At 71.3% G+C, this 26340-nt stretch carries 32 protein-coding genes and 1 tRNA gene; 16 read left to right on the top strand and 17 right to left on the bottom strand.

Translation table 11 applies throughout. The features are described from left to right. Window positions 1–7: 7 nt before the first annotated feature. On the bottom strand, window positions 8–715 hold the full coding sequence (locus tag ICW72_RS09560; protein WP_191085973.1) for a superoxide dismutase: 708 nt from the start codon (window positions 713–715) through the stop codon (window positions 8–10). A 96-nt stretch (window positions 716–811) separates the two neighbouring features. Here ICW72_RS09560 and ICW72_RS09555 point away from each other — a divergent pair, with 96 nt between their 5' ends. Further along, window positions 812–1822 carry an enoyl-CoA hydratase/isomerase family protein gene (locus ICW72_RS09555; protein ID WP_232370772.1) on the top strand — a complete coding sequence of 337 codons (1011 nt, stop codon included), beginning with the start codon at window positions 812–814 and terminating at the stop codon, window positions 1820–1822. A 76-nt stretch (window positions 1823–1898) separates the two neighbouring features. Here ICW72_RS09555 and ICW72_RS09550 read toward each other — a convergent pair whose 3' ends face one another. Then, window positions 1899–2990 (bottom strand): TRAP transporter substrate-binding protein, encoded by a 1092-nt coding sequence (locus ICW72_RS09550; protein ID WP_191085971.1) that lies wholly within the window; start codon window positions 2988–2990, stop codon window positions 1899–1901. 142 nt (window positions 2991–3132) lie between these two features. Between ICW72_RS09550 and ICW72_RS09545 the strand changes: the two genes are divergently transcribed. From ICW72_RS09545 to ICW72_RS09535, 3 genes are all read left to right on the top strand, one after another. Next, on the top strand, window positions 3133–3918 hold the full coding sequence (locus tag ICW72_RS09545; protein ID WP_191085970.1) for a DUF4189 domain-containing protein: 786 nt from the start codon (window positions 3133–3135) through the stop codon (window positions 3916–3918). Window positions 3919–4005: 87 nt separating this feature from the next. Then, window positions 4006–4899 carry a hypothetical protein gene (locus ICW72_RS09540; protein WP_191085969.1) on the top strand — a complete coding sequence of 298 codons (894 nt, stop codon included), beginning with the start codon at window positions 4006–4008 and terminating at the stop codon, window positions 4897–4899. Window positions 4900–4937: 38 nt separating this feature from the next. Continuing rightward, window positions 4938–5960 (top strand): transporter substrate-binding domain-containing protein, encoded by a 1023-nt coding sequence (locus ICW72_RS09535; RefSeq protein WP_191085968.1) that lies wholly within the window; start codon window positions 4938–4940, stop codon window positions 5958–5960. A gap of 10 nt (window positions 5961–5970) precedes the next feature. Here ICW72_RS09535 and ccmI read toward each other — a convergent pair whose 3' ends face one another. Genes ccmI through ICW72_RS09500 form a run of 7 tightly spaced genes read right to left on the bottom strand, consistent with a single transcriptional unit; the run spans window position 5971 to window position 11298 of the window. Then, window positions 5971–6765, bottom strand: a complete 795-nt coding sequence (gene ccmI, locus ICW72_RS09530; RefSeq protein ID WP_191085967.1) for a c-type cytochrome biogenesis protein CcmI — start codon at window positions 6763–6765, stop codon at window positions 5971–5973. Next, on the bottom strand, window positions 6762–7250 hold the full coding sequence (locus tag ICW72_RS09525; protein WP_191085966.1) for a cytochrome c-type biogenesis protein: 489 nt from the start codon (window positions 7248–7250) through the stop codon (window positions 6762–6764). The genes ccmI and ICW72_RS09525 overlap by 4 nt, the downstream gene beginning before the upstream one ends. After that, window positions 7247–7819, bottom strand: a complete 573-nt coding sequence (locus tag ICW72_RS09520) for a DsbE family thiol:disulfide interchange protein (protein ID WP_191085965.1) — start codon at window positions 7817–7819, stop codon at window positions 7247–7249. Before ICW72_RS09520 ends, ICW72_RS09525 begins: the two co-directional genes overlap by 4 nt. Then, complete coding sequence (locus tag ICW72_RS09515) at window positions 7816–9816, bottom strand: heme lyase CcmF/NrfE family subunit (RefSeq protein WP_191085964.1); 2001 nt, start codon at window positions 9814–9816, stop codon at window positions 7816–7818. The genes ICW72_RS09520 and ICW72_RS09515 overlap by 4 nt, the downstream gene beginning before the upstream one ends. Beyond that, entirely contained in the window at window positions 9813–10343 is a 531-nt protein-coding gene (gene ccmE / locus ICW72_RS09510; protein WP_191085963.1) for a cytochrome c maturation protein CcmE, read from the bottom strand. Before ccmE ends, ICW72_RS09515 begins: the two co-directional genes overlap by 4 nt. After that, window positions 10340–10489 (bottom strand): heme exporter protein CcmD, encoded by a 150-nt coding sequence (ccmD, locus tag ICW72_RS09505; protein WP_191085962.1) that lies wholly within the window; start codon window positions 10487–10489, stop codon window positions 10340–10342. Before ccmD ends, ccmE begins: the two co-directional genes overlap by 4 nt. Next, complete coding sequence (locus ICW72_RS09500) at window positions 10486–11298, bottom strand: heme ABC transporter permease (RefSeq protein WP_191085961.1); 813 nt, start codon at window positions 11296–11298, stop codon at window positions 10486–10488. Before ICW72_RS09500 ends, ccmD begins: the two co-directional genes overlap by 4 nt. Before the next feature lie 144 nt (window positions 11299–11442). On the opposite strand from ICW72_RS09500, the gene ICW72_RS09495 reads away from it, so the two are divergent. The 5 genes from ICW72_RS09495 to ICW72_RS09480 all read left to right on the top strand — a co-directional run bounded on the left by ICW72_RS09495 (window position 11443) and on the right by ICW72_RS09480 (window position 13883). Continuing rightward, window positions 11443–11853, top strand: coding sequence for an EVE domain-containing protein (locus ICW72_RS09495; RefSeq protein WP_191085960.1), 411 nt, complete (start codon window positions 11443–11445; stop codon window positions 11851–11853). Further along, window positions 11850–12200, top strand: a complete 351-nt coding sequence (locus tag ICW72_RS09490; protein ID WP_191085959.1) for a Rieske (2Fe-2S) protein — start codon at window positions 11850–11852, stop codon at window positions 12198–12200. Before ICW72_RS09495 ends, ICW72_RS09490 begins: the two co-directional genes overlap by 4 nt. Window positions 12201–12273: 73 nt before the next feature. Beyond that, complete coding sequence (locus ICW72_RS09485) at window positions 12274–13242, top strand: Bug family tripartite tricarboxylate transporter substrate binding protein (RefSeq protein WP_191085958.1); 969 nt, start codon at window positions 12274–12276, stop codon at window positions 13240–13242. 15 nt (window positions 13243–13257) lie between these two features. Beyond that, window positions 13258–13545 (top strand): glutathione S-transferase N-terminal domain-containing protein, encoded by a 288-nt coding sequence (locus ICW72_RS20650; protein WP_223880940.1) that lies wholly within the window; start codon window positions 13258–13260, stop codon window positions 13543–13545. After that, window positions 13464–13883 (top strand): glutathione S-transferase C-terminal domain-containing protein, encoded by a 420-nt coding sequence (locus ICW72_RS09480; RefSeq protein ID WP_223880939.1) that lies wholly within the window; start codon window positions 13464–13466, stop codon window positions 13881–13883. Before ICW72_RS20650 ends, ICW72_RS09480 begins: the two co-directional genes overlap by 82 nt. 9 nt (window positions 13884–13892) lie before the next feature. Here ICW72_RS09480 and apaG read toward each other — a convergent pair whose 3' ends face one another. Together apaG and metZ are read right to left on the bottom strand one after the other, a co-directional pair. Next, the gene (gene apaG / locus ICW72_RS09475; RefSeq protein ID WP_191085957.1) at window positions 13893–14294 is read right to left on the bottom strand and encodes a Co2+/Mg2+ efflux protein ApaG; all 402 of its coding nucleotides are present in this window, start codon (window positions 14292–14294) and stop codon (window positions 13893–13895) included. Between the two features lie 134 nt (window positions 14295–14428). Then, window positions 14429–15640 carry an O-succinylhomoserine sulfhydrylase gene (gene metZ, locus ICW72_RS09470; protein ID WP_191085956.1) on the bottom strand — a complete coding sequence of 404 codons (1212 nt, stop codon included), beginning with the start codon at window positions 15638–15640 and terminating at the stop codon, window positions 14429–14431. Between the two features lie 282 nt (window positions 15641–15922). Here metZ and ICW72_RS09465 point away from each other — a divergent pair, with 282 nt between their 5' ends. The 3 genes from ICW72_RS09465 to ahcY all read left to right on the top strand — a co-directional run bounded on the left by ICW72_RS09465 (window position 15923) and on the right by ahcY (window position 19129). Continuing rightward, a complete protein-coding gene (locus ICW72_RS09465) occupies window positions 15923–16252 on the top strand; it encodes an Hpt domain-containing protein (RefSeq protein WP_191085955.1) in 330 nt (109 codons plus the stop codon). Then, window positions 16252–17625, top strand: coding sequence for a sigma-54-dependent transcriptional regulator (locus tag ICW72_RS09460; RefSeq protein WP_191085954.1), 1374 nt, complete (start codon window positions 16252–16254; stop codon window positions 17623–17625). The genes ICW72_RS09465 and ICW72_RS09460 overlap by 1 nt, the downstream gene beginning before the upstream one ends. A gap of 100 nt (window positions 17626–17725) precedes the next feature. Beyond that, entirely contained in the window at window positions 17726–19129 is a 1404-nt protein-coding gene (gene ahcY, locus ICW72_RS09455; protein WP_191085953.1) for an adenosylhomocysteinase, read from the top strand. A gap of 191 nt (window positions 19130–19320) precedes the next feature. Here ahcY and ICW72_RS09450 read toward each other — a convergent pair whose 3' ends face one another. Genes ICW72_RS09450 through ICW72_RS09430 form a run of 5 tightly spaced genes read right to left on the bottom strand, consistent with a single transcriptional unit; the run spans window position 19321 to window position 21895 of the window. Next, window positions 19321–20190 carry a DMT family transporter gene (locus tag ICW72_RS09450; protein WP_191085952.1) on the bottom strand — a complete coding sequence of 290 codons (870 nt, stop codon included), beginning with the start codon at window positions 20188–20190 and terminating at the stop codon, window positions 19321–19323. Next, on the bottom strand, window positions 20187–20444 hold the full coding sequence (locus ICW72_RS09445; RefSeq protein ID WP_184386203.1) for a hypothetical protein: 258 nt from the start codon (window positions 20442–20444) through the stop codon (window positions 20187–20189). Before ICW72_RS09445 ends, ICW72_RS09450 begins: the two co-directional genes overlap by 4 nt. Further along, window positions 20441–21289 carry a bifunctional methylenetetrahydrofolate dehydrogenase/methenyltetrahydrofolate cyclohydrolase FolD gene (gene folD / locus ICW72_RS09440; protein WP_191085951.1) on the bottom strand — a complete coding sequence of 283 codons (849 nt, stop codon included), beginning with the start codon at window positions 21287–21289 and terminating at the stop codon, window positions 20441–20443. Before folD ends, ICW72_RS09445 begins: the two co-directional genes overlap by 4 nt. Further along, on the bottom strand, window positions 21286–21558 hold the full coding sequence (locus ICW72_RS09435; protein ID WP_223880938.1) for a DUF167 domain-containing protein: 273 nt from the start codon (window positions 21556–21558) through the stop codon (window positions 21286–21288). The genes folD and ICW72_RS09435 overlap by 4 nt, the downstream gene beginning before the upstream one ends. 25 nt (window positions 21559–21583) lie before the next feature. Further along, window positions 21584–21895 carry a YggT family protein gene (locus tag ICW72_RS09430; RefSeq protein WP_191085950.1) on the bottom strand — a complete coding sequence of 104 codons (312 nt, stop codon included), beginning with the start codon at window positions 21893–21895 and terminating at the stop codon, window positions 21584–21586. Window positions 21896–22044: 149 nt separating this feature from the next. Here ICW72_RS09430 and ICW72_RS09425 point away from each other — a divergent pair. Together ICW72_RS09425 and ICW72_RS09420 are read left to right on the top strand one after the other, a co-directional pair. After that, window positions 22045–22120 (top strand) — tRNA-Ala (locus ICW72_RS09425). Between the two features lie 13 nt (window positions 22121–22133). Next, window positions 22134–23771, top strand: a complete 1638-nt coding sequence (locus ICW72_RS09420) for a phosphoenolpyruvate hydrolase family protein (RefSeq protein ID WP_191085949.1) — start codon at window positions 22134–22136, stop codon at window positions 23769–23771. Window positions 23772–23784: 13 nt separating this feature from the next. Here the strand turns inward: ICW72_RS09420 and ICW72_RS09415 are convergent, their stop codons facing one another. Then, window positions 23785–24297, bottom strand: a complete 513-nt coding sequence (locus ICW72_RS09415) for a phosphoenolpyruvate hydrolase family protein (RefSeq protein WP_191085948.1) — start codon at window positions 24295–24297, stop codon at window positions 23785–23787. Window positions 24298–24446: 149 nt separating this feature from the next. Here ICW72_RS09415 and ICW72_RS09410 point away from each other — a divergent pair, with 149 nt between their 5' ends. Together ICW72_RS09410 and ICW72_RS09405 are read left to right on the top strand one after the other, a co-directional pair. Further along, window positions 24447–25322, top strand: a complete 876-nt coding sequence (locus ICW72_RS09410; RefSeq protein ID WP_191085947.1) for a branched-chain amino acid ABC transporter permease — start codon at window positions 24447–24449, stop codon at window positions 25320–25322. Then, window positions 25315–26307, top strand: coding sequence for a branched-chain amino acid ABC transporter permease (locus ICW72_RS09405; RefSeq protein WP_191085946.1), 993 nt, complete (start codon window positions 25315–25317; stop codon window positions 26305–26307). The genes ICW72_RS09410 and ICW72_RS09405 overlap by 8 nt, the downstream gene beginning before the upstream one ends. Window positions 26308–26340: the final 33 nt, after the last annotated feature.

Raw genomic sequence — 26340 nt, 5'->3', positions numbered from 1 at the left:
CGCCGCGCTACACGCCCAGACGGCCCGACTTCGCGGCCGCGTAGCGCGCGCCGATGCGCCCCCAATGCAGCACCTGCCACCAGGATTTGATGTATTCCTCGCGGCGGTTCTGGTAGCGCAGGTAGTAGGCGTGCTCCCAGAGGTCATTGCCCATCAGCACGCGCTCATCCTGCATCAGCGGCGTGTCCTGGTTGGGCCGGCGGGTGATGGCCAGCGCGCCCTCGCGGTTCACCGTCACGAAGGCCCAGCCGGAGCCGAAGACGTCGCTGCTGGTGCCCTCGAACTGCTCGCGGAAGCGCTCCATGCTGCCGAAGTCGCGGTCAATGGCCGCGCGCAGCTCACCCCGCGGGCCTTCGCCGTCGCCGCCCATGATGTGCCAGAACATGCTGTGGTTCGCATGCCCGCCGCCATTGTTGCGCAGCTTGGTGCGGATGTCCGACGGCGCCTGCTCGATGCGCGTCAGAAGCTGTTCCAGCGGCAGGCGGGCCAGCGTGTCATGGCCTTCCAGCGCGGAATTGAGCTGCCGCACATAGGTTCGATGATGGCCGCCATGGTGCAGCTCCATGGTGCGCGCATCAATCGCGGCCTCGTTGGCGTCGAGGCCATAGGGCAGGTCGGGCAGGCGGTGCGGCCCCTCCTGCGCGCGGGCGGGCGCGGCGGCGATGAGGCCCAGTCCCGCTGTCAGGAACAGCGAACGGCGGTGGAGGTGAGGCATGGCGCGCTTCCTTCGCGTGAGGCTGTTCGGGGTCCAACCCGCCTGGACAGCCCGGGTTGCCCGCGCTACCGCCCGAAACGGCAAAGGAGAATGTCCATGAGCGAACCGAGCCTCATCCTGAACCGGGAGGGCCATGCCGGCACCATCCTGATGAACCGGCCCAAGGCGCTGAACGCGCTGGACATCCAGATGATCCGCGACTTCGCCCATGCCATCGGCCAGTGGCGCCATGCGGCCGAGGTGAAGCTGGTCATTCTCGAAGGCGCCGGTGGCCGCGCCTTCTGCGCCGGCGGCGATGTGCGCGCCGTGCGCCAGGCCGCCATCGAGGGCAACCGCGCCCCGGTCGAGGCCTTCTTCACCGAGGAATACGCGGTGAACGAGGGCATCGCGCTGTTCGGCAAGCCCTGGGTGTCCATCATTGATGGCATCTGCATGGGCGGCGGCATCGGGCTGGCCATCCACAACGGCCCGCGCGTGGTGAGCGAGCACGCGCTGCTCGCCATGCCCGAGACCGCCATCGCGCTGTTTCCGGATGTCGGCACCAGCCACATCCTGCCGCGCCTGCCCGGCGCGCTGGGCACCTGGCTGGCGCTGACCGGCGCGCGGCTCTCGGGCGCGGATGCGGTGCATGCGGGCCTGGCCACGCACTATGTCCCGCGCGAGAAGCTGGCCGCACTCCGCGCCGCCCTGGTCGAGACGGGCGATGCCGCGGTGGTGGACCGCTTCGCCGAAGCCCCGCCCGCGCCCAGCTTCGCCGAGCACCGCGCAACCATTGACCGCTGCTTCAGCCAGCCCTCGGTGCTGGACATCATCCGCGCGCTGGAGGCCGAGGGAACGGAATGGGCCGCGTCGCAGGTGAAGGTGCTGCGGCGCATGTCGCCCACCAGCCTCTGCGTGTCACTGGAACTGCTGAAGCGCGGCGCGGCGCTCGATCTGCGCGGCTGCCTCGATGAGGAGTTGCATCTGACGCGCGTGGTGGTGCACGATCATCCGGACTTCCGGGAGGGCGTGCGCAGCGTGCTCGTGGACAAGGATGGCAGCCCCTCCTGGACCCCCGCCACGCTGGAAGAGGTGGACCACACCGCGATCCGGGCGATGTTCCGGTAAGCCCCAGCGGATAAGCCCAACCGGTAAGATAGTAAGATGGTAAGGCGGGCCGCGAGGCCCGCCTTACCGATCTCGTTCAGCGCGCCGCCGCGGCCGCCGCCGGGAAGGCGAAGTTGTCGTAGCTGTTCTCCGACACGCGGAACCACTGGAACAGCTCGTTCCGGTAGGGGCGGTAGCTGTCCCACAGCGTGCGGAAGCGCGGGTTCTGGCCGGCCAGGTCCGCCATCAGGGCTTCGTTGGCGGTCCAGGCGGCCTGCATCATCTCGCGCGGGAAGAAGCGCAGCTGGGCGCCCGCGGCCACCAGGCGCCGCAGCGCGATAGGGTTCAGGTGGTCGTAGCGGCTGGTCATCTCGCTGTCGGCTTCCGCGCAGGCCACCTGGATAGCGGCCTTGTAGGCGTCCGGCAGCGCGTCATAGGCGCGCTTGTTGGTCATCATGTGCAGGCGCGCGGCCGGCTCGAACCAGCCCGGCGCGTAGTAGAAGCGCGCCACGCGGAAGAAGCCCAGGCGCTCATCGTCATGCGGGCCGGTGAACTCGGTCGCGTCGATCGTGCCGCGCTCCAGCGCCGGGTAGATGTCGGCCGGGGCGATCAGCGTGGGTGCGGCGCCCATGCGCTGGAACACCTGGCCCGCGAGGCCCGAGATGCGGAACTTCAGCCCCTGCACGTCCTGCTGGCTGCGGATCTCGTTGCGGAACCAGCCGCCCATCTGCGCGCCCGTGTCGCCCGCCGGAAAGGCCTGGATGCTGTAGTCGGCGAAGAGCTGGTCGCCCAGCTGGTTGCCGCCGCCATGCCGCAGCCAGGCCGTCAGCTGGCGGGTGTTCAGGCCGAAGGGCATGCAGGTGAAGAAGGCGAAGCCCGGCTCCTTGCCGATATACCAGTAGGAGGCGGTGTGCCCGGCCTCGATGGTGCCGGCCTGCACCGCGTCCAGCACCTGCAGCCCGGGCACGATTTCGCCCGCCGGGAAGACGGAAATCCGGAAGCGGTTGTCGGTCAGCGCCGCGACCCGGCTGGCGATGCGCTCGGCGGTGCCGAACAGCACGTCCAGGTTGCGCGGGAAGCTGGACTGGAAGCGCCAGCGGACCTCGGGGTTGGCCTGGGCCAGCGCCGGGGCGGCCAAGGCCATGGGGGCGGCCGCCGCGGCGGCGCCCAGGATGATGCGGCGATTCATTGCGGAAAATCCTCCCTGCGGGAAAGTTTCTGAATGGCGTCTATCGCATCGGTTCGCGAAGCGGAAGCGCGTTCGCGCGCCGCCGGGCTTGGTGGATGGAGGAAGCCACGCCAGACTTCCCCCCGATGAACGGGAGGTGGTCATGACCTCATTTGCCACGCGCGGCCTGTGGTTGCTGGGCGGGCTGTGCCTCTGGCTGGCCCTCGCCCCCGCGGCCCCGGCGCAGACCGGCAACCCGGCCCATGACGCGCTGTCCGCCCGGCCGGAGGCGGAACGCCGGCAGATCATCCTGCAGGCGCTGCGCGCGGTGGGGCAGGGCTGCGGCAGCGTGGCCCGGCTCTTTCCCGCCGGGCTCGACGCGCGGCGCGGGGCCTATTGGGATGTGCGCTGCGCCGATGGCGGCCAATGGCGGATCCGCCTGCCGGCCGAGCGCTTCGCCCAGCCCAGCCTGCAGCGTTGTGGCGCGGGCGCGCCCGCGCCCCAGGGCGGCCCCTGCTTCCAGGCGGTGGCGGCTGCGCCGGCCGGCGCGCAGCCCCGCGCCACCGCGAGCCCGGCCACCGCGCCCCCGCCCGGCGCGCGCTTCGGCGCCATCTACACCACCGACCAGCCGCGCGCCGCCTATGGCTTCGCCAATGGCCGCACCGACCGGCTGGCGGTGAACCTCGCGGCGCTGCGCGCCTGCGAGGGCATGGCCGAGGGCGCGCCCTGCCAGTTCCGTGGCGAGATCATCAACCGCTGCGCCGCCCTGGCCTTCGCCCTGACCCGCAACCCGCGCGAGGTGCTGCGCGACCATCGCACCCAGGCGCAGAACCTCGCCACCACGGGCCAGGGCGGCACCCAGGCCGAGGCGGAGGCGGCCGCGATGGAGGCCTGCCGCCTCGCCGACCGGGAAGGGGGGAATTGCCGCATCATGGCGGCGGGTTGCTAACCTCAGGTGGTTTTCCCGCCGCTATTCCGTGGCGCATTCGTTCGCATCCGTCTAGCCTCACGCAACCACAGGGAGAGGGGCGGCGACATGGCTGGACGTGCGGGACCTGCGCCCTGGTGGCTTCTTGCGCTGCTGGGCCTCTGGCTCGGCCTTCCGGCGGCGGCGCAGGCGCAGACGGGCAACCCTACGCATGACGCGCTCTCGGCGCGGGGCGAGCAGGAACGCCGGCTGCTCTTCCTCCAGGGGCTGCGCGGCACGGGCAATGCCTGCAACAACATCGCGCTGCTCTACCCCGCCGGGCTCGACGCGCAGCGCAGCGCCTATTGGGATGTGCGCTGCACCGAGGGCACCTCCTACCGCACGCGCATCCCGGCCGAGCGCTTCGGCCAACCCGCCTTCCTGCGCTGCGGCGCCGCCGCCCCCGTGCCGCAGGGCGGGCCCTGCTTCCAGCCGGTGGCGGCCGGTGTGGGCGCGCAGGGCCATGCCGCGCAGACCGCCCAATCCTGCCAGGCCACCTGCGCCCGCCAGCCCCAGGCGGCGCAGAACCAATGCGTGGAGCGCTGCGTGGGCGGGTCGGGGGTGCGGGCCGGGGCGCAGACCGCCGACACCCTGCCCCCCGGCAGCCGCTTCGGCGTCTTCTACCACACCGACAACCCGCTGGCCGCCTTCGGCTTCGCCAATGGCGGGACCGACCGCCTGGCCATCAACATGCAGGCGGTGCGCGCCTGCCAGGCCATGGCGGGGCCCGTGCAGTGCAAGTTCCAGGGCGAGCTGGTGAACCGCTGCGGTGCGCTCGCCTTCGCCATCAGCCGCCACCCGCGCGCGCTGGCCATGACCTCCGACATCTCGACCCAGGTGCTGAACCTCGCCGCCACAGGCGAGGGCGCGACCCAGAACGCCGCCGAGGAGGCCGCGCTGGACGCCTGCCGCCGCGCCGAGGGCCCCGGCGTGCAATGCCGCGTCGTGGCCGCCGGATGCTGACCGCCATGACACCCAAACCCCTTCCCGGAGTTCGCTTGATGCGCCGTTGGCTCGCCGTCCTTGGCCTATCCCTTTTCGCCATCACGCCCGCGACGGCGCAAAGCCTGCTGGACCAGGTGCGCGCGCGGGGCGAGGTGCGCTGCGGCGTGAATGGCGGCCTGCCCGGCTTCTCCGCGCCGGACCCGCAGGGGGTGATGCGCGGCTTCGACGCGGACCTCTGCCGCGCCGTGGCCGCCGCCGCACTGGCCGACCCCACGCGCGTGGCCTTCGTGACGCAGGCCACGCCCGAGGACGGCTTCGCGGCGCTGGAGGAAGGCCGGATAGACCTGCTGGCGCGCAACACCACCATCACCCTCAGCCGTGCCAGCCGCCGCACCCTGGCGCCGGGCCCGGTGATGTTCTTCGACGGGGCGGGCTTCCTGGTGCCCACCTCGCTCGGCGTTTCCAGCCCGCGCAACCTGGATGGCCGCACGCTGTGCTGGGCCGGCGCGGAGGGCGGCGCCACGGGCCTCGCCATCGAGGATTTCGGCCGCCGCCTGGGCAAGGTCTGGACGGTGCGCCGCTTCGCGTCACCGCCCGAGGTGGTGGTCGCCATGCGCGGCGGCGACTGCCACGCCTTCGTGGCCGACCAGGGGGCGCTCGCCACCCGCCGCGTCACCGACTTCCCGGACCCTGACAACTGGGCGGTGCTGCCCGAGGTGATCTCCCAGGAACCCCTCGCCCCCTGGGTGCGGGCCGGCGATGAGCAGTGGCGCGACATCGTGTTCTGGACCATGCAGATGCTGATCACGGCCGAGGCGAATGAAATCTCCTCCGCCCGCCTGCCCGAGATGCTGGCCAGTCCCGATCCGCGCATCCGCCGCGTGCTGGGCTTGGCGCAAGGCTTCGGCGCGGGCCTCGGCTTGCCCGACGACTGGGGCGCGCGCGTGATCCTGGGCGTGGGCAATTACGGCGAAATCTTCGAGCGCAACCTGGGCGAGGGCTCGGTCTTCGGCATGGAGCGCGGGCTGAACGACCAGTGGACGCGCGGCGGGCTGCTCTATGGGATGCCGCTGCGGTAGCGTGGCCCCTTCAGGGCAGCGCCCTGAGCCGCTGCTCCACGATGTCGCGCCAGGGCGCGTTCGCGGGGGCTTCGGCCAGCAGGGCAGTCCAGGTGGCGCGGGCCACCTCGTTGCGCCCGGCCCGTGCCTCGGACAGGCCCGCCAGGAAGCGCAGCCGCGGGTCGCCGGGGTCCACCGCCAGGCCGCGTTCGATCCAGCGGCGGGCTTGGTCGGTGTCGCCCACCTCGATCTTGACCTCGGCCAGATCGCCCGCCAGGCCCACATCGAAGCGGATGGCCTGGGCGCGTTCCCAGGCGGCGGCGGCCTCGGTCCAGCGGCCGCGGTTGCGTTCCGCATTGCCCAGCAGGATGAAGCCCTGGCGGCCGATCTCGGTGTTGGGGTCCTGCGTGGCCAGCCGCTCGCGCAGGCGGTTCAGCAGCTCATCCTCCTGCGCGCCCATGGCCTGCCGGATTTCCAGCGTGGCCGAGGGCATCTCCGGCGTGCCGCGCCAGATATAGGCGCCCACGCCGGCCACCGGCACCAGCACCAGCGCCGCCAGCACCAGCGCGGAGGGGCGGGGCGGGGCGCGGAAGCTCTCGGGCGCGGGGGCGGCCAGCAGGCGGCGCTGCACCTCCACCGTGGCGGCGCGGAAGGCCACATCGTCCAGCCGTCCTTCGGCGCGCTGGAGTTCCAGTTCCGCGAGCTGCGCCTCGAACAGCGCGCGATCCGCCTCGCCGCGCCCGCGCGGATTGGCGGGGCGCAGGAAGGCATAGAACAGCGGTGCGAGAATCAATGCGGCGACGATCGCCAAAGCCACCCAGGTCACGCGCGATGGTCGCCTTTCGAATCCTGTGCGGGCACGATCCGCGCGAGGCGCGCCCGTTCCGCCTCGGTCAGTTCCACCTCGCCCACGCCGGCGCCTGCCGCGGCGCCGCGCCGTCGGATGCGCCAGATGGCGAAGAGCCCGCCCGCCAGCGCCAGCACCGGCGTGGCCCAGAGCAGGATGGTGGCCGTGTTCACGGGTGGGCGCAGCAGCACGAAGTCGCCATAGCGCTGATGGACGAAGCGCATCACCTCGTCATTGGAGGCGCCGGCCGCGATCTGTTCGCGCACCAAGAGGCGCAGGTCGCGCGCCAGGGAGGCGTCGCTGTCCTCGATGGACTGGTTCTGGCAGACGAGGCAGCGCAGCTCACGCCCGATCTCGCGCGCGCGCTGTTCCTGGGCGGGGTCTTCCAGGCGATAGGTGGTGTCGCCGATCTGCGCGAAGGCCGGAGCGGCCAGCAGCGCGAGGACAAGGGCCAACCGCCTCATGCGCGCAGCCGGTCGAGCAGCGGGTTCACTTCCTGGCTCATCAGTTCGGGCGTGATGGGCCCGGCCCAACGCCAGCGCACCACGCCCTGCCGGTCCAGGATATAGGTCTCGGGCACGCCATAGACGCCCCAGTCAATGGCCACGCGTCCCGGCTGGTCCACGCCCAGCCGCGTGTAGGGGTTGCCGTGGCGTGTCAGGAAGGCCTGCGCGTCATTCGCGCGGTCCTTGTAGTTCACGCCAAAGACCGGCACGCCGCGGCGGTGCAGCGCCATGAGGTGCGGATGCTCGATGATGCAGGGCACGCACCAGCTGGCCCAGAAATTCACCACCACGGGGCCGGGGAGGTTCCCGAGGTCGCCGGAGGCCAGCGCCGGCAGGCCCGAGGTCTCCAGCGGCGGCAGGCTGAATTCCGGCACGGTCCGGCCGATCAGCACCGAGGGCACGCCGCGCGGGTTGAAGCTGCCATCCTGCAACCCGCGCAGCATCAGATAGAAACCGGTGCCGCCGGCCAGCGCCACGCCCAGCGGCGCGAAGATCAGCAGGTTGCGGCGGGAGGTGGCGGTGCTCATGCGGTGGCTCCGGCACGGGCGGCTTCCTCGGCCTCGCGGCGGCGGCGGTTGGGGGCGGCGATGCGCACGCGACGATCGCTGAGCGAAAGCCCCGCGCCCAGCGCCATGATGCCCGCGCCGATCCAGATCCAGGGCGCCAGCGGCTTGTGGTGCAGGCGCAGCACGGCCTCGCGCTGGCCGGTCGGGCCGTCGCGCTCCTCGCCCAGCACGGCGTAGAGGTCGCGCGCCAGGTTGGTGCGGATGGCGGCCTCGGTCGTCGTCATGCGGCCCACGGGGAAGAAGCGGCGCGAGGGCTCCATAACGAACTGCACCTGGCCGTCGCGCAGGACGGTGATGCTGGCCTTGCGCGCGGTCCAGTTGGGGCCCTGGAAATCCCGCACGCCGTCGAGGCGCCATTCATAGCCCGCGAACTGCGTGGTGCCACCGGCGGGCAGGGCGATGAGGCGCTCCGTCGCCAGCCCCATGCCGGAAATGCCCAGGATGGTGACGCCCATGCCGGCATGGGCGATGGCCGCCCCCCAGGCGGCGCGCGGCAGGTGGCGCGCCCGGTTGAACACGCTGGCGAGCTTCGTCCGCCCCAGCCCCGCGCGGTCGCCGATGTCCACCACCGCACCCGCCAGCAGCCAGAAGCCGCAGGCGAAGCCCAGCGCCGGCAGCGCGTTCCACCCGCCCAGCACCAGCGCCAGGATGAAGGCGAGCAGCGCGATGCAGGCGGCCCACCACAGGCGTTGCAGCACGGGCCAGAAGGCCGCGCGCTTCCAGGCCATCAGCGGCCCCATGGCCATGGCGACGACCAGCGGGAAAGCGAGCGGCGCGGTGGCCATGTTGTAGAAGGGCGGGCCCACCGAGATCATCTGGCCCGTGAGCAAATCCAGGAACAGCGGATAGAGCGTGCCCACGAAGACCACCGCCGTGATGGAGCACAGCAGCAGGTTGTTCAGCACGATGCCGCCCTCGCGCGAGATGGGCGCGAAGACCCCCTGCGGCGCCATGGCCGGCGCGCGCCAGGCGAAGAGCGCGAAGGCGCCGGCCACATAGACGGCCAGCAGCCCCAGGATGAACACGCCGCGCGCGGGGTCGGAAGCGAAGGAATGCACCGAGTTCAGCACGCCCGAGCGCACCAGGAAGGTGCCCAGCAGCGACAGCGCGAAGGCCAGCAGCGCCAGCAGCACGGTCCAGACCTTCAGCGCCTCGCGCTTCTCGACCACGATGGCGCTGTGCAGCAGCGCGGCACCCACCAGCCAGGGCAGCAGCGAGGCGTTCTCCACCGGGTCCCAGAACCAGAAGCCGCCCCAGCCCAGCTCGTAATAGGCCCACCAGGAGCCGATCGCGATGCCCATGGTCAGGAAGGCCCAGGCGGCGAGCGACCAGGGCCGCACCCAGCGCCCCCAGGCCGCGTCCACGCGCCCCTCGATCAGCGCCGCGACGGCGAAGGCGAAGGTCACGGCATAGCCGACATAGCCGACATAGAGCAGCGGCGGATGGATCGCGAGGCCGATATCCTGCAGCAGCGGGTTCAGCCCCTGCCCATCGGGCGGCGGCGGCCAGACGCGGTCGAAGGGGTTGGAGGTGAACAGCGTGAAGGCCAGGAAGCCCAGCGAGATCATGCCCATCACCGCCAGCACGCGCGACTTCAGCCCCGAGGGCAGGTCGCGCCCGAAGCCGGCCACCGCGGCCGCGCAGATGGAGAGCGTCAGCACCCAGAGCACCATGGAACCCTCATGGTTCCCCCAGGTCCCCGTGATCTTGTAGATCAGGGGCTTCGCCGAGTGGCTGTTCTGCACCACGTTCATCACCGTGGTGTCATTCACCACGAAGGACCAGACGAGCGCGCCGAAGCCCACGCCCACGGCCACCAGCCCCGCGAAGGCGAGCGGCGAGGCCGTGGCCATCAACCGCGCATCGCCCCGATGCGCCCCCCAGAGCGGCAGCACGGACTGCGCGACGCTGAGCATCAGCGCCATGATCAGGGCGAAATGGCCGATCTCGGGGATCATGAGCCGGTCCTCGCGGGGGTGGGGGCGGCCGGCTGGTTGCCGCGCAGCGTGTTCCACTGGTTGGGCGGTGGTGGCGCGCCGGCCTCGGGCTGCCAATGGCCGGCGCGCTTCAGGGCATCGGCCACCTCGGGCGGCATGTAGGTCTCGTCATGGCGGGCCAGCACCTCGCGCGCGCGGAAGGTGCCATCGGTGCCGAGCACGCCCTGGGTGACCACGCCCTGGCCCTCGCGGAACAGGTCCGGCAGCACGCCGTTGAAGACGACGGGGATGGCGTGCGCGCCATCGGTCACGCGGAAGGTGATGGCGGGGCGGCCGTCATAGGTGGCGTCGCGCACCACGCTGCCGGCCTCGACCAGCCCGCCCAGGCGGAAGGCGCGGCCCTGGGGCGGGGTTTCCGCCATGATGTCGGAAGGCGAGCGGAAGAAGACCAAATTGTCCTGGAACGCCGTCAGCGTCAGCGCCGTGGCGGAGCCCAGGCCGATCGCACACAGCATCAGGATATAGAGGCGCCGGCGCTTGCGAGTCATGATTTTCCCCTGGCCCGGGTCTCTAGCCGGGCGAGTTGCCGCTTCGCATTGCGGTGGCGCAAGAGCGCCGCCACCGACAGCGCGCCGAAGACGAGAAGGGTCAGGGCCCAGCTCAGGCCGATGAACCACCAATGGGCCGTGTTCATGCGCGGGCCCCGCGCAGGGTGGCGGGCGCGGCGTCGGCGCGGCGGGCGGCGGCCATCTGCAAGGCCCGCACGCGGCGTTCCATCACCGCCGCGCGCGTCGCCGCCAGCACCACCGCCGCGAAGGCCAGCGAGAAGCCCAGCGTGCACCACAGCAGCGGGTAGAGGATGTCCACATGCATGGCCGGCGCGTCGAGGCGCGTGACGGAGGCCGGCTGGTGCAGCGTGTTCCACCAATCCACCGAGAACTTCACGATGGGCAGATTCACCACGCCGACCAGCGCCAGGATGGCGCCCATCCGCGCGCCCCGCTCCGGGTCGTCGAAGGCGCGCACCAGCGCCACATGCCCCAGCCACAGGAAGAACAGCACGAGGACGCTGGTCAGCCGCGCATCCCACACCCAATAGGTGCCCCACATGGGCCGCCCCCAGAGGCTGCCGGTGATGAGGCAGAGCGCCGTCACCGCCGCCCCCACCGGCGCCAGCTCCCGCGCCGTCAGGTCCGCCAGCGGGTGCCGCCAGATCAGGGACATGACGGAGAGGATGGCGAGGCCGAGGTAACCCCCCATGGCCAGCCAGGCCATCGGGACATGGACGAACATGATCCGCACCGTCTCGCCCTGCTGCCAGTCCGGCGGGGCGAAGAGCAGCGCCCAGGCCACGCCCGAGCCGAGGACGAGCAGCGCCGCGCCGGCCAGCCAGGGCAGCCAGTTGTCCGTCAGCCGCAGGAAGCGCCCTGGGTTGGCGAAGCGGTGCAGCGATGTCGGTGCCCCCGGCTGGCGGGGTGCGTCTTGTGTCGGGGCGTTTTCCACGGTGGCAACACTAGGCTTTATGGCCCTTCACTTAAAGCGTTTGCCCCACCGTGAAAGGGCCACGCAGGCGGAACGTCCGGTGGGTGTGGCCAGCCGGGGCGGGATATGCGAGCAATTCGCCCCCCATCAACCACAGGGCCCGGCATGCCGCAGCACTTCCTGGTCAAATCCGAACCCGATGTCTTCTCCTGGGACGACCAGGTGCGGAACGGCGTGGAGCCCTGGACGGGGGTCCGCAACGCCCAGGCGGCGAAGTTCCTGAAGAGCATGGCGCTGGGCGACCTGGCTTTCTTCTACCACTCCAATATCGGCAAGGAGATTGTGGGCGTGGTGGAGGTGGTGCGCACCGCCTACCCCGACCCCTCGGACGAGACGGGGCGCTGGGTCTGCGTGGATGTGAAGGCGGTGAAGCCCGTGAAGCGCCCCGTGACGCTGGCCGAGATCAAGGCCGAACCCAAGCTGGAGGGCATCGCGCTGGTGCGGCAGTCGCGCCTGTCGGTCATGCCCATCTCCCCGGAACATTGGAAGCTGCTGTGCGGGATGGCGGGGATTTGAGCGGGGAAACGCGGCTGCTCTGCCGCCTCTCCGACATTCCGGATGGCGAGGCGCGGGGCTTTTCCGCGCCGCCGGGCGGCTTCACGGGCCTGTTCGCCGTGCGGCGCGGCGAGACGGTGCATGTCTATGTGAATTCCTGCCCGCATATCGGCGTGCCGCTGGAGCCGGTGCCCGACCGCTTCCTGGACCGCAAGCGCGAACTCATCGTCTGCGCGGCCCATGGGGCGCGGTTCCGGGTGGAGGATGGCGTCTGCGTGTCCGGCCCCTGCCTGGGCGATGTGCTGGAGGCGGTGCCCGTGACCATGCTGGGGGATGAGGTGCATGTGCCGGCGGAGGCGGGGCGTTGACGCGCCGCGCCGCCATGCGAAGGTAACGAAAGGGAGAATTCGCCGGGCCGGCCAACGAAGACAGGATATGTCCATGACGCTGCTTTCCCGCCGCCTCCTTTTGGGCGCCGCCGGTGCCACCGTGCTGGCCTCTCCCGCCCTCGCTTTTCCCGATCGCGTGGTGCGCATCATCTCGGGCTTTCCGCCCGGGGGGCTGAACGACGTCGTCAGCCGCGGCATGGCCCAGGTGCTGGGGCCCATCCTCGGTCAGAACGTGGTGGTGGAGAACCGCGTGGGCGCGGGCGGCAGCCTGGGCGCCACCATGGCGGCGCGGGCGCAGCCCGACGGCCACACGCTGTGGATGGGCATCGTGGACACCCAGGCCATCCTGCCCACGGCCATGCCCAATTTGCCCTACGATCCCGACCGCGACTTCGCGCCCATCAGCTTCGTGGCGAATGTGCCCTTCGCCTTCATCACCGGCCCTTCCAAGCCCAATATCCGTGACTTCCAGGCGCTGATCGCCGCCGCCCGTGCCGAGCCGGGGCAGATCACCTTCGCGAGCTGGGGGGTGGCCTCCACCTCGCATCTGGCGATGGAGCGCGTGCTGCGCCAGCAGGGCGTGGAGATGCTGCACGTCCCCTTCACCGGCCAGGCGCCCGGGATGAACGCCATCGTGGGCGGGCAGGTGGACTGCATGTCGCTGCCGGCGGGCGGCGCCGAGGGCGCCTGGCGCGATGGCCGCGTGCGGGTGGTGGCCGTGGCGGCGCGGGACCGCGTGCCGCTCTACCCCGACGCCCCCACCATCCTGGAACTGGGCGGCACGCTCGATGCCGGGCTGTGGAAGGCCATCTATGCCCCGGCCCGCACGCCCGCCCCCGTCATCCGCCGGCTGAACCAGGCGGTGCACGAGGCCATGCGCCAGCCGAGCCTCATCGAGGTGCTGCGGATGCAAGGCGCCGTGCCCGCCCCCTCCACGCCGGAGGAGCTGGGAGAACTCCAGCGGCGCGACCGCGAGGCCTGGGGCGAGGTGGTCCGCGCCACCAACGCCTTCCTGCGCTGAGGGGCGGGCCAGGGCATGTACCGGCTGATCAGCGCGACACCCTCGCCCTATGCGCGCAAGGTGCGGATCGCGCTGCTGGAGAAGGGCATTCCCTTCGACCTCCAGACCGAGGTGCCCTGGCACGCCGACACCGCCACCCCCGCCTACAACCCGCTGGAGAAGCTGCCCGTGCTGGTGCTGCCGGATGGCACCGGCATCTACGAAAGCCGCTTCATCCTGGAATGGCTGGAGGTGAAGCACCCCACCCCCGCCTGCTGCCCGACGACCCGGAGGGGGTGCTGGCCGCGCGGCAAATCGAGGTGATCGCGGACGGGGTGTGCGACGCCGTGGTGCTGCTGTTCTTCGAGCGCCGCCGGGAGGCGCCGAGCGAGGCCTGGATGGCCCGCCAGCGCCGCAAGGTGGAGGGCGGCGTGCGCGCCCTGGCCGCGCGCGTGGGCGAGGGCTTCCTGGTGGGCGACCGCTTCGGCCTGGCCGACATCGCGGCGGGCACGGCGCTGGGCTACCTGGCGGTGCGCTTCCCGGAATTCGACTGGGCGGCGGAATACCCGGCCCTGGCCGCGATGCACGCGCGGCTGGAGGCGCGCCCCAGCTTCGCCGCCACGCGGCCGGTGCCGCAGGTCATCACGGAGGCTGTGGTCTGAACCGGCGCCTCAGTGGATGCCGCCCGCCTGGTGCGGGCTGTCCAATGAGAAGGCGGGCACGGTCGCGTCGAATTCCTCGCCCGTCTCCACCACCACCATGTGGAAGGTGCCGCGCATGAAGCCGGACGGCGTCGGCAGCGGCGTGCCGGAGGTGTATTCGAAGGCCTCGCCGGGATCGAGCACGGGCTGTTCGCCCACCACGCCCTCGCCATGCACGCGCATGGTGCGGCCCTGGGCGTCGGTGATCAGCCAGGTGCGCTTGAGCAGCTGCACCGGCAGCGGGCCCTCATTGGCGATCTCGATCTTGTAGGCCCAGACGAAGCGCGCCTCCGCGGGGTCCGACTGGTCTTCCAGGTAGAAGGAGCGGACCGAGACGCGCACGCCGCGCGTGGTGGCGGTGAAGGGGCTCATGCGCGGCGCACCGCGGGCCGCGCCACGGCGCCGGAAAGCCGGCCGGCCAGCATCGCGGCGGAGGCGAGGAGGAAGGCGAGCCAGGCTTCGAGCGTCATGCCACGGATATCAGCATGGCATGACGCGGCTTTCCACTATTCCGCGGCGCGCGCGGCGGGGGTGGCCAGGGTATCCAGCGCCTGGGCCAGGTCCTCGATCAGATCGCCCACATCCTCCAGCCCGACCGAGAGCCGCACCGTGCCGTCGCTGATGCCGAGCTTCGCGCGCTCCTCCTCGCCCACGCGCATATGGGTGGTGGTGGCGGGGTGGGTGGCCAGCGACTTGCTGTCGCCCAGGTTGTTGGAGATGTCCACGAGGCGCAGCGCGTTCATGAAGCGGAAGCATTCCGCCTTTCCGCCCTTGATGTTGAACGTCACCAGCGTGCCGCCCGCCGTCATCTGCCGCACCGCCAGCGCGTGCTGCGGGTGGTCGGCGCGGAAGGGGTAGAAGACGCGGGCGATCTCGGCGCGCTCGGCCAGGAAGTCGGCGACGGCGGCGGCGTTGCGGCACATCTGGTCCACGCGCAGCTTCAGCGTCTCGACCCCCTTCAGGATGACCCAGGCGTTGAAGGGCGACATGCCGGGGCCGGTGTTGCGGATGAAGGGCTGCAGCACCTCGTCCACCCATTTCTGCCGGCCGAGCACCGCGCCGCCCAGCACGCGGCCCTGGCCGTCCATGTGCTTGGTGCAGGAATAGACGACGATGTCCGCGCCCTGTTCCAGCGGGCGTTGCAGCAGGGGCGTGGCGAAGACATTGTCCACCACCACCAGCGCGCCGGCGGCGTGGGCCAGTTCGCAGACGGCCTCCACATCCACCAGGTCCAGCATGGGGTTGGAGGGGCTTTCCAGCAGCACCATGGTGGTGGGCGTGGACAGCGCCGCGCGCCACTGGTCCAGGTCGCCGCCATCCACGAAGACGCTCTCGATGCCATAGCGCGGCAGCAGCGTGGACACGATCCAGTGGCAGGAGCCGAAGAGGGCGCGGCTGGCCACCAGCCGGTCGCCGGTCTTGAGGTGGGAGAGCAGGGCGGAATGCACGGCCGCCATGCCGGTCGCCATCAGGCGGCAGGCCTCGGCACCTTCCAACGCGGCCAGCCGGTCCTCCAGCATGGTCAGCGTGGGGTTGCCGAAGCGGCTGTACTGGTAGTGCTGGATCTCGTTCTTGAAGGTGGCCTCGGCCTGCTCGGCACTGTCATAGACGAAGCCGGAGGTGAGGAAGAGCGCCTCCGCCGTCTCGCCATGGTTGGAGCGGTTGAGGCCGCCGCGAACGAGCTGCGTGGCGGGGCGGAGCTTGCGGGAATCGGTCATGGTGAGCACCTCGAAAGCCTGACAGGCGTCCGGCACCCTGGTCCGGGTGGAGGGACCGCCCACGAAGGGCGTCCCTGGGCCGTTTAGCGCGCTTGTTTTCCGCACCCTTCCGCAAGACGGCGGGGCACGACCCGGTTGGGACCTCGCCGCAAGCTGGCCGGACAAATCGCGAGGGCGGAGAAGGGTTAGTCTGCGCGCCGCCCCCGCGTCAAGCGGCGGTGTTTGCATGTGGTGCAACACCGATTGACGCGGCTTCGCGCAAGGTGCCTAACCTTGCCCGGGATGGACACGATCAACACCGAGGTGGCGCGACAGCTGGCGGAGGAGCTTCCGGCCTCCGTCCTGCGTTCCATCATCACGACCTTCGAGGCCGATATCGGCCGGCTCGCCCAGGAATTGCTGGCGGCCGGGCGTGCCGGCAATGCCGAGGGCTATCACCGCGCGGCGCACAGCATCGCGGGCGCGGCCTCGGCCGTGGGCGCCAGCCGGCTGGAGCGGGAGGCGCGGATGGCCATGAACCCCGCGCATCACGAGCCGCCGCATGTTGTCATGCCGCGCCTGATGCTGGAGGCCAAGGCGGCCATCGAGGCGCTGCGCCTGCTGCGGCCCTGATGCGCCCGCGCGTCCTGCTGGTCGAGGACACGCCGACCGAGGCCGAGCTGGCCCGGGCGCATCTCTCCGCTTTCGGCCATGACTGCCACCACGCCGGCACGGTGGCGGAGGCGCTGGAGATCGCGGCCGCCCACCCGCCCGACGCGGTGCTGATCGACCTGCAACTGCCCGATGGCTCGGGCTTCGAGCTGATGCGTCGGCTGCGCCAGGCGGGGGTGGACGCGGCCTTCATCGTGGTGACGGTGAACGCCTCGGTGAAGGCGGCGGTGGAGGCCATGCGCGAGGGCGCGATGGACTTCATCGTGAAGCCCTACAGCCGCGCCCGCCTGCAGGTCACGCTGGAGAACGCGCTGGAAACCCGCCGCCTGCGGGCGGAGCTGGAGGCGGCGCGCGCCCAGCTCGGCCGGGGCAGCTTCTTCGGCTTCGTGGGCGCCTCGCCCGCCATGCAGGCGGTGTATCGCACCATCGAGAGCGTCGCGGGCTCGCGCGCCGCCGTTTTCATCACGGGCGAGAGCGGCACGGGCAAGGAGCTGGCGGCGGACGCCATCCACCGCGCCAGCCCTCGCGCCGGAAAGCCCTTCGTGGCGCTGAACTGCGCCGCCATCCCGCGCGACCTGCTGGAGAGCGAGATCTTCGGCCATGTGAAGGGCGCCTTCACCGGCGCCACCGAGAACCGCGCGGGGGCCGCCAAGCAGGCCGATGGCGGCACGCTGTTCCTGGACGAGATCGGCGAGATGCCGGCCGACATGCAGGTGAAGCTGCTGCGCTTCCTGCAACTGGGCAGCTTCACCCCGGTGGGCGGCACCAGGCTGGAAAAGGTGGATGCGCGCATCATCGCCGCCACCAACCGCGACATCCGCGCCGAGGTGGAGGCGGGCCGTTTCCGCGAGGACCTGTTCTATCGCCTCTATGTGGTGCCCCTCGAACTGCCGCCTTTGCGCGCGCGGGGCGAGGATGTGCTGCTGATCGCGCGGCACTTCCTGGAGGTGTTCAGCGCGGAGGAGGGCAAGGGTTTCAACGGCCTGGACGCCGAGGCTGAGGCGCTGATCCTCTCCGCCCCCTGGCCAGGCAATGTGCGGCAGTTGCAGAATGTGATGCGCAACATCGTGGTGCTGCATGACGGCCCGCTGGTCACGCGCGCCATGCTGCCCGCCCAGCTCATCCAGCCCACCCCGCGCGACAGCGGGGGGCGCCCCGCGGTGCGGGTGGAACGCCGCGCGCGGGCGGTGGAGCCGCTTTCCGTGGTGGAGAAGCGCGCCATCCTGGCCGCGCTGGAGCACACCGCCCAGGACGTGCCCCGCGCCGCCGCCCTGCTGGAGGTGAACCCCAGCACGATCTACCGCAAGCTCGCCGCCTGGAAGAAGGAGGCTTAAGACAACGCACATAAAGACATGTTTATGCCTCTTTGCAGTCGGCGTCGGGGCGTGCTAGGCCCTGCCGCACCGAACATGCCCCTGCTGAGGATGCCGCTGAATGCCCGTCGCCGCTGAATACATCGTGAAGGATCTCTCTTTGGCCGATTGGGGCCGCAAGGAGATCAACATGGCCGAGGACGAGATGCCCGGCCTGATGGCGACGCGCGCCGAATACGGCAAGGCCCAGCCGCTCAAGGGCGCCCGCGTGGCCGGCTGCCTGCACATGACCATCCAGACCGCCGTGCTGATCGAGACGCTGACGGCGCTCGGCGCCGATGTGCGCTGGTCCTCCTGCAACATCTTCTCGACGCAGGACCACGCCGCCGCCGCCATCGCGGCCGCGGGCGTGCCGGTCTTCGCCAAGAAGGGCGAGACGCTGGAGGAATACTGGGACTACGTCCGCAAGACCCTCGAATGGGGCGATGGCGGCGAGCCCAACATGCTGCTGGACGATGGCGGCGACATGACGCTGCTGGTCCATTACGGCCTGCGCGCCGAGCAGGGCGACGTGGCCTTCCTCGACAAGGCGACCAATGAGGAAGAGACCGTCTTCTTCGCGCTGATCAAGAAGTGCCTGAGCGAGAAGCCGGGCTGGTTCGCGAAGCTGGCCAAGGCGATCCGCGGCGTCTCCGAGGAGACGACGACGGGCGTGCACCGCCTCTACAACATGGCGAAGGAGGGCAAGCTGCTCTTCCCCGCCATCAACGTGAATGACAGCGTCACCAAGTCCAAGTTCGACAACCTCTATGGCTGCCGTGAATCGCTGGTGGACGCCATCCGCCGCGGCACGGACGTGATGATGGCCGGCAAGGTGGCCGTGGTGTGCGGCTATGGCGATGTGGGCAAGGGTTCCGCTGCCAGCCTCCGCAACGCCGGCTGCCGCGTGCAGGTGACCGAGATTGACCCCATCTGCGCGCTGCAGGCCGCGATGGAGGGCTATGAGGTCGTCACCATGGAGGACGCCGCGCCGCGCGCCGACATCTTCGTGACCGCCACGGGCAATGTGGACGTCATCACCGCCGACCACATGCGCGCGATGAAGCACCGCGCCATCGTCTGCAACATCGGCCACTTCGACAGTGAGATCCAGGTCGCGGCGCTGAAGAACTACAAGTGGGACAATGTGAAGCCGCAGGTGGACGAGATCGAGTTCCCCGACGGCAAGCGCATCATCCTGCTGTCCGAGGGCCGGCTGGTGAACCTGGGCAATGCCACGGGCCACCCCTCCTTCGTGATGTCGGCCAGCTTCACCAACCAGACGCTCGCGCAGATCGAGCTGTGGACGAAGCCCGGCCAGTACGAGAAGAAGGTCTATGTGCTGCCCAAGCACCTGGACGAGAAGGTGGCGATGCTGCACCTGGAGAAGGTGGGCGCGAAGCTGACCAAGCTGCGCCCGGACCAGGCCGACTACATCGGCGTGCCGACCGCCGGGCCGTTCAAGGCGGAAGCCTACAGGTACTGATCCCCAAAAAATCTCCGGCCCTTGGCCGGAGATTTTCCGGGGGCCCCGGTTTGGTGCTGGTCCTTCTAGGTTTCGCCGTTGCCGCGGCGAAGCCGCGGCGCCGACCGGAAGGGGCCAGATAGGCGGTACCGTTAGTTGCGCGGAATTTCCGGGTGTGAGGGGGCGGGCTGTCAGGGCCCGCCTTTTTTTGTTCAGGCGGCCTGGGTGGTCTTGGCGCGGAACAGCAGGGCCAGCCCGACCAGCGTGATCGCCCCGCCCAGGATGTCGGTGCCGTAGAGGCGCTCATTCATCGCGGCCCAGCCGATCACGGCCGCGACCGGTGGCGCCAGCAATTGCAGCGCCGTCGCGTTGGAGGCGCCGAGCCTTCGGATCACCACGAAGAACAGCGCATAGCCCGCCATCCCCACCACCAGGCTGGAATAGAGCAGGCCCACCACCACCCCCGTGGTGACGGTGGTGGGCAGGGGCCCGCCCACCAGGGCCGAGATCACCAGCAGCACCACCGCGCCGGCCGCCGTCTGGCCCAGATTGGCCGCCCAGGGGTCCACCCGCGCCCGCGCCGGCGCATAGGCCAAGAGCCCCGTCGCCTGGAGCATGGCGCCGAACAAGGAGAGGCCAATGCCCCAGGCCTCGGCGCTGGCCATGCCGTCCACGGCGCGCGTCGCCCCCAGCACGGCCACGCCGACCCAGCCCACCGCCAGCCCCACCCAGCCCTGCATGGCAAGGCGCCGACCGCGCCAGGCCTCGCCGAGGGCCACGAACATCGGCGCGGTCGCCGCCAGCAGCGCCACCAGCCCGGCCGGGATATAGGCCAGCGCCACCCAGGAACAGGCCAGGTAGCCGCCCATCCCGAACACGCCCATCCAGCCCACGCGCCAAGCGTCGGGCCCCCAGGGGAAGGCCGCGCGGCGGTATCGCCACACCAGCCAGAGCAGCGGCACGATGGCCGCGAAGCGCAGCGTCAGCGCCCAGAGCGGCGGCCAGTCCAGCGCCACCAGCCGCGCCGCGTTGAAGGCCGAGCCCCACATCAGCACGAAGAGGGCGCCCAGCAGCAGGTTCACGGGCGGCGCAACATGTCCTCGATGCGGGACAGCGCGGCCTGGAGCGCCTCGGCCCGCGCCTCGGCCCGCTTCAGCGCCACGCCCAGCCCCCCGATGGCGATGAGCGCCAGGGCGGAGACGGCCCCCGCCCCGGCATAGAGCATCCGCGCGCGCGACCACTCGCCCCCGCCCCAGGGCGTGGCCCCCCAGGCGAGGTTCAGGCACATCAGCAGCGCCAGGACGCCCACCACCTGCAGGGTGCGGTGCAGGATCATGCGCCGCCGCGCCGCGAGAGCGCCGCCTCCAGCGTGTTCTCCAGCAGGCAGGCGATGGTCATGGGGCCGACGCCGCCGGGCACGGGGGTGATGGCGCGGGCCACGGGCAGGGCCTCGGCGAAGGCGACGTCGCCCACCAGCTTGCCGCTCTCCAGCCGGTTGATGCCCACGTCAATCACCACCGCGCCGGGCTTGATCCAGTCGCCGCGCACCATTTCGGGCCGGCCCACCGCGGCCACCACGATATCGGCGCGGCGGCATTCGCCCGGCAGGTCGGCCGTGCGGGAATGGGCGATGGTGACGGTGCAATCCGCGCCCAGCAGAAGCTGCGCCATGGGCCGCCCCACGATCTGGCTGCGGCCGATGACGATGGCCCGCGCGCCGCGCAGCTTGGCGCCGGCCTCGGCCAGCAGGTGCATGGCGCCCCTTGGCGTGCAGGGAACCAGGCCCGGCAGGCCGGAGGCGAGCCGCCCGGCATTCATGGGGTGGAAGCCGTCCACATCCTTGGCGGGGTCCACGGCCTCGATGGCGGCCTCGGCGCGGATATGCGCGGGCAGGGGAAGCTGGACCAGGATGCCGTCCACCGCCGGGTCCGCGTTCAGGGCGGCGATCTCGGCCAGCAGCTCGGCCTCGGTGGTGGATTCGGGCAGGTGGCGGGTGCGCGAGGCGAAGCCCGCCTCCCGCGCCGCCTTGTCCTTGTTGCGGACATAGACGCCGCTGGCCGGGTCCTCGCCCACCCGAACCACGACGAGGCCGGGCGCCCAGGGGAGACCCGCGATGCGGCTGGCGAGCCCGGCGCGCAGCCGCGCGGCCACCTCCTTGCCGTCAATCAGGGTGGCGGTCATGCCAATGTCTCCAGGCGGGGGCGCAGGGCCTCGGGCGGGGCCGCCACGCGCAAGGTCTTCTCGCGCGAGGTGGGTCCCTGCGCGAGGGTGACGCGGGAGGGGGGAAGGCCGAGGGCCGTGGCCAGCGCGGCGCAGGCGGCCTCGGTGGCGCGGCCATCCTCGGGCGGGGTGGTGACCGAGATCATCAGGCGGGGGCCATCCGGGCCGTGGCGCAGCCCGCCCAGGGACGCGCGGCGCGCCCGGGGCTGCACGCGCACCTGGACCAGCACGGTTTCCTTCTCCGCCCGCCAGAACTCAGAAATAGATGCCGGCCCGCAGCATATAGCCGCGGATGGCCGCCACCAGCAGCATGGCCGCCTGGATCAGCAGCAGCACCACGAGCGGCGAGAGGTCTATGCCCCCCAGGTTCGGCAGGCGGTTGCGGACGGGGCGCAGGGCGGGTTCGGTCACGCGGTAGAAGAAGTCGGACAGGGTCCAGACCAGGCGGTTGCGCGTGTCCAGCACGCCGAAGCCGACCAGCAGGGACAGCACGGCGGCGAGGATGACGGCCCAGAAGAACAGGTTCAGCCCTGCCTGGACCAGGAAGAAGAGGGCGTCGAGGATCATGCGCTGGGCGGCTCCTGGCTTTGGGCGGTTGTCGCGGATGCGGGGCGCGCTCGCAAGGGGGAAGGGCAGCTTGACAGGGGCAGCTTGACACTGGGGCGCGGCTGCGCGAAACGCTCCGCCGTGCCGTTCCCCAAAGCGGCGCCGCGTGTGGGGCTGTAGCTCAGTTGGGAGAGCGCGTCGTTCGCAATGACGAGGTCAGGGGTTCGATTCCCCTCAGCTCCACCATACCTTCCCCATCATGCGCGGCTTGAAGCGGGACATCCTGGTGGGGGCGGCGATCGGCCTGGGCATGACGGCCCGCGCGGCCGCCGATGGCGGGGCGGATTTCCTGCTGGTGCTGAACGCCGGCCGGCTGCGCGTCATGGGCGCGCCCTCGCTCGCCGCCATGCTGCCCATCGCCGACAGCAACCCCTTCACCGACGCCTTCGCCCGGCGCGAAATCCTGGACCGGGTGCGGATTCCCGTGTTCTTCGGCGCCGCCGCCTGCGACCCGCGGCTCGACCTGCCGCGTTTCGTGGCCGGCATCCGCGAGGCCGGCTATCACGGCATCGCCAACTTCCCCACCGCCATCCATTTCGACGGCGCGCTGCGCCAGGCGCTGGAGGCGGCGGGGCTGGGCTTCGGGCGCGAGGTGGCCCTGCTGGCCGAGGCCCGCGCCCAGGGCCTCGCCACCCTCGCCTATGCCAAGACCCGCGCGGAAGCCCAGGCCATGGCCGATGCGGGGGTGGAGCGCCTGGTGCTCAATTTCGGCTGGAACGCTGGCGGCAGCATGGGCGTGCCCGGCGGCGTGCGACTGGAGGACGCGGCCGAGCGCGCGCGGCGCGTCTTCGCCGCCCTGCGCCGCCGTGCCCCGGGCATCCGCTGCCTGGTGGAGGGCGGGCCCATCGTGGACGCGCAGCATATGCTCCAGGTCTGCGACGCCTCGCGCGCCGATGGCTATGTGGGCGGCTCCACGCTGGACCGCCTGCCGCTGGAACTCTCGGTGATGCAGAGCACCTCCGCCTTCAAGACCGCGGCCCTGCTGCGCCCGGCCGAGGCGGCCTCGCCCGCCCTGCCGCGCGGCATGGTGGGGCGTTCGGCGGCGGCGCGGACGCTGGCCCAGCGCGTGGCCCGTCTGGTCGCGACCGAGTTGCCCGTGGTCGTGGAGGGGGAGCCGGGCTCGGGCCGCTCCACCGTCGCGCGGGCGCTGCATGCGGGGGCGGGGCGCGCGGGCGGGCCGATCTTCCTGGACGCGCGGGAGGACATCGCTTCCGCCCTCTCGGCCGACCCGCCGCGCGGGCTCTTGGGCCGGCAGGGGGTGACGGTGGTGATCGAGCAGGCGGACGCCCTGCCGCCCGTGCTGCGCGCCCGCCTGTCGGACTGGATCGAGCGCGGGGCCTTCGCGCGCTTCGGCACGCCGGAGGAACGCCGGCCCCGCGCGCGCCTGGTGCTGGTGCACCCGCCGGGCGCGCAGGGGCTGGCGCGGGCGCTGTCGGCGCAGCGCCTGGTGGTGCCGCCGCTGCGGGACCGGCTGGAGGACATCCCCCTCATCACCCGCGCCATGCTGCGCGAGGCGGGCCGCGCCGCCAGCGCGGTGGAGCCTGCCGCGCTGCGCCTGCTGATGGCGCGGTCCTGGCCGGGCAATCTGCGCGAATTGCGTGAGGTGCTGCTGCGGACGCTGACCGAGACGCCGGGCGGGCGCGTGACCGTCGCGGCGCTGGAGGCGGTGCTGGGCCCCGCCGAGCCGCCCGCCGCGCCCGAGGCGCTGGACGAACGCGCCTGGATCATGGACGCGCTGCGCCGCCACCGCTTCCGCCGCGGCGAGACGGCGGCCTTCCTCGGGATCGCGCGGAAGACGCTCTACAACCGGATGCGGCGGCTGGGGCTGGAGGCCTAGCGGTCAGACGCGGTCATGGCGCCCAGGCCAGCGCCTCGCCGCCCTCCACCGCCACATGGCTGGCCAGCTCGGCCCAACCGGGGCCGGCGGGCAGGAGCAGGCGGCGCAGGCCCAGCGCCAGGGCGGCCTCGGCTTCCTCCTGCCGGGCGGCATAGGCGATGGGTCGCAACCCGTGCTCGGCGAGTGCCAGCAGCACGCGGAATTCGCGTTCCGCCCGATAGCCCACGGCGCCCAGCGCGGCCGCCGCCTCGCCCTCATGCGCCTGGACGCTGGGGAGGTTCACCACCTCCGTGATGCCGGCCGCGCGCAGGCTGGCGGCCATGTCGCGCGGACGCAGGAACGGGTCGCAGGCGAAGATGGCGGCGATGGGCGGGGCCGCGCGGAAGGGCGCCTGGGCCGCCAGTGCGGCCACCAGCGCCCCGTTCACGTCCAGCACCGGCAGATGCACCACCAGCGGCCAGAGCGCGGGCGGGAAGGGGGCCAGCGCCGGCAGGAAGACCCGGCGCGCTCTTTGCCGGGTGGGCAAGCCGTCGAGAGACGCGGCGGGGTGCAAGGTGGGTGGCATACCCAATCTTACCCAAAAACAAACAAATTTCCATCTTGTTGCCGGGGCCGCCTCCGGTCGAGGCTGAACCCAGGCCGTCGCATGAGCGGCCATGGGGAGCGAACGACCGCATGGAATTGGCGGCCACCATCGTCTTGAACGGGCTGACCCTGGCTGCCCTCTACTTCATCGTGGCCAGCGGCTTCTCGTTGATCTTCGGGCTCATGCGCGTGGTGAACATGGCGCATGGCACCCTGTATCTCGTGGCCGGCTATGTCGGCTACGCGGTGTTCGAGCCGCTCTATGACCAGGACCTCTGGTGGGCCTGGTATGCGGGGCTGGCGGCGGGCGTGCTGGCGGCGGCGGTGTTCGGCGCGCTGCTGCAACAGGTGCTGCTGGGCTGGATGCAGGGGCAGGAGCTGCGCCAGGCGCTCGTCACCATCGGCATCTCCATCATCGCGGCCGACCAGATCCTGGCCATCTATGGCGGCAACCCGCGACAGTTCTTCGCGCCGGATGCCATCTTCGGCTCCACCCAGGTGCCGCTGGTGGGCGGCTACCCGACCTTCCGCCTGGTGCAGATCGGCGTGGCGGTGGCGGTGGGCCTGGGGCTCTGGCTGCTGCTGAACCGCACGCGGCTCGGCATGATGATCCGTGCCGGGGTGGATGACCGCGAGATGCTGGGCGCCTGCGGCGTGAACGTGCCGCTGGTGGGTGTCGCCGTCTTCGCGCTGGGGGCGGCGCTGTGCGGGCTGGGGGGCGTCATCGGCTCCACCGCGCAGCCGCTGGCCATGGGGCAGGATGGGCGCTTCCTGCTGATCTCGTTGGTCGTCGTCATCGTGGGCGGCATGGGCTCCGTCACCGGGACGGCGGTGGGCGCCGTCCTGGTGGGGCTGGCCGAGCAGCTGGGCCAGGCCATGTTCCCCACATACTCCGTGGTGCTGACCTTCGTGATGATGGTCGCGGTGCTGGCGCTGCGCCCGCAGGGGATCCTGGGCCGTGCGTAGGGGGCTCGCCATTGCCGCCGCGCTGGGGCTTCTGGCGCTGCCCTGGCTGCTGCACGCCGTGCTGCCGGCCAACCAGGCGGGGTTCTGGATGGGCAACATCCTGGGCCGCGCGCTGGTCTTCGGCATCATCGCCATGTCGCTGACCTTCCTGGCCACCTATGGCGGCTTCGTCTCGCTCGCGCAGATGATGATCGCGGGGGTGGCGGGCTACACGCTCGCCATCTTCGTGGAAGGTGCGGTGCCGCGCATCGTGGGCGGCGCGGGCTATGCGCTGGCCATTCCGCTGGGCGTGCTGGCGGCGACGCTGATGGGGCTGCTGGTGGGCGCCATCGCGGTGCGCACGCGCGACATCTACCTGCTGATGATCACGCTGGCGCTGTCCATGGGCGTGTTCCGCTTCGTCGAGACGAACATCACCTGGTTCAACGGCTATGAGGGCATCCGCAACGTGGTGGGGCCGAGCCTCTGGGGCCTCGATTTCCGCAACCCCTGGGTCTTCTACCACGTCACGCTGGGCACGGCCGTGCTGCTCTTCGCGGCGGTGATGTATCTCGTGCGCTCGCCCTTCGGGCTGGTGCTGCAGGGCATCCGCGACAATCCGCGGCGGGTCTCGGCGCTGGGCTACAACGTGGCGCTGCACCGCATCGCGGCCTTCGGCGTGGCGGGCTTCATCGCGGGCTGCGGCGGGGTGCTCGCCACCATCTACAACATCGGCATCTCGCCCGGCACGATCGGGCTGGGGGCCACGGTGAACGTGCTGATCATGGCCGTCATCGGCGGGCTGGGGCACCCGGTGGGGGCCTTCCTCGGCTCCCTCATCTTCACGGTCTTCGACACCTTCGCGGCCACCATCTACGACCGCGACCGCTTCAACACGCTGATCGGGCTTGTCTTCCTGGTCATCGTGCTGGCCTCGCCCGACGGGGTGCTGGGGGTGGGCGCGCGGCTGCGCCGCCTGCTCACGCGCCGCGCGGCCGACAAGTGAATTTCCACCACAACGACAACACGCAAGGAGGAA

It is taken from the genome of Roseococcus microcysteis (assembly GCF_014764365.1).
Taxonomy (GTDB): domain Bacteria; phylum Pseudomonadota; class Alphaproteobacteria; order Acetobacterales; family Acetobacteraceae; genus Roseococcus; species Roseococcus microcysteis.
Note: the sequence above shows the minus strand (reverse complement) of the source record. Positions and strands in the feature narration are given on the sequence as shown.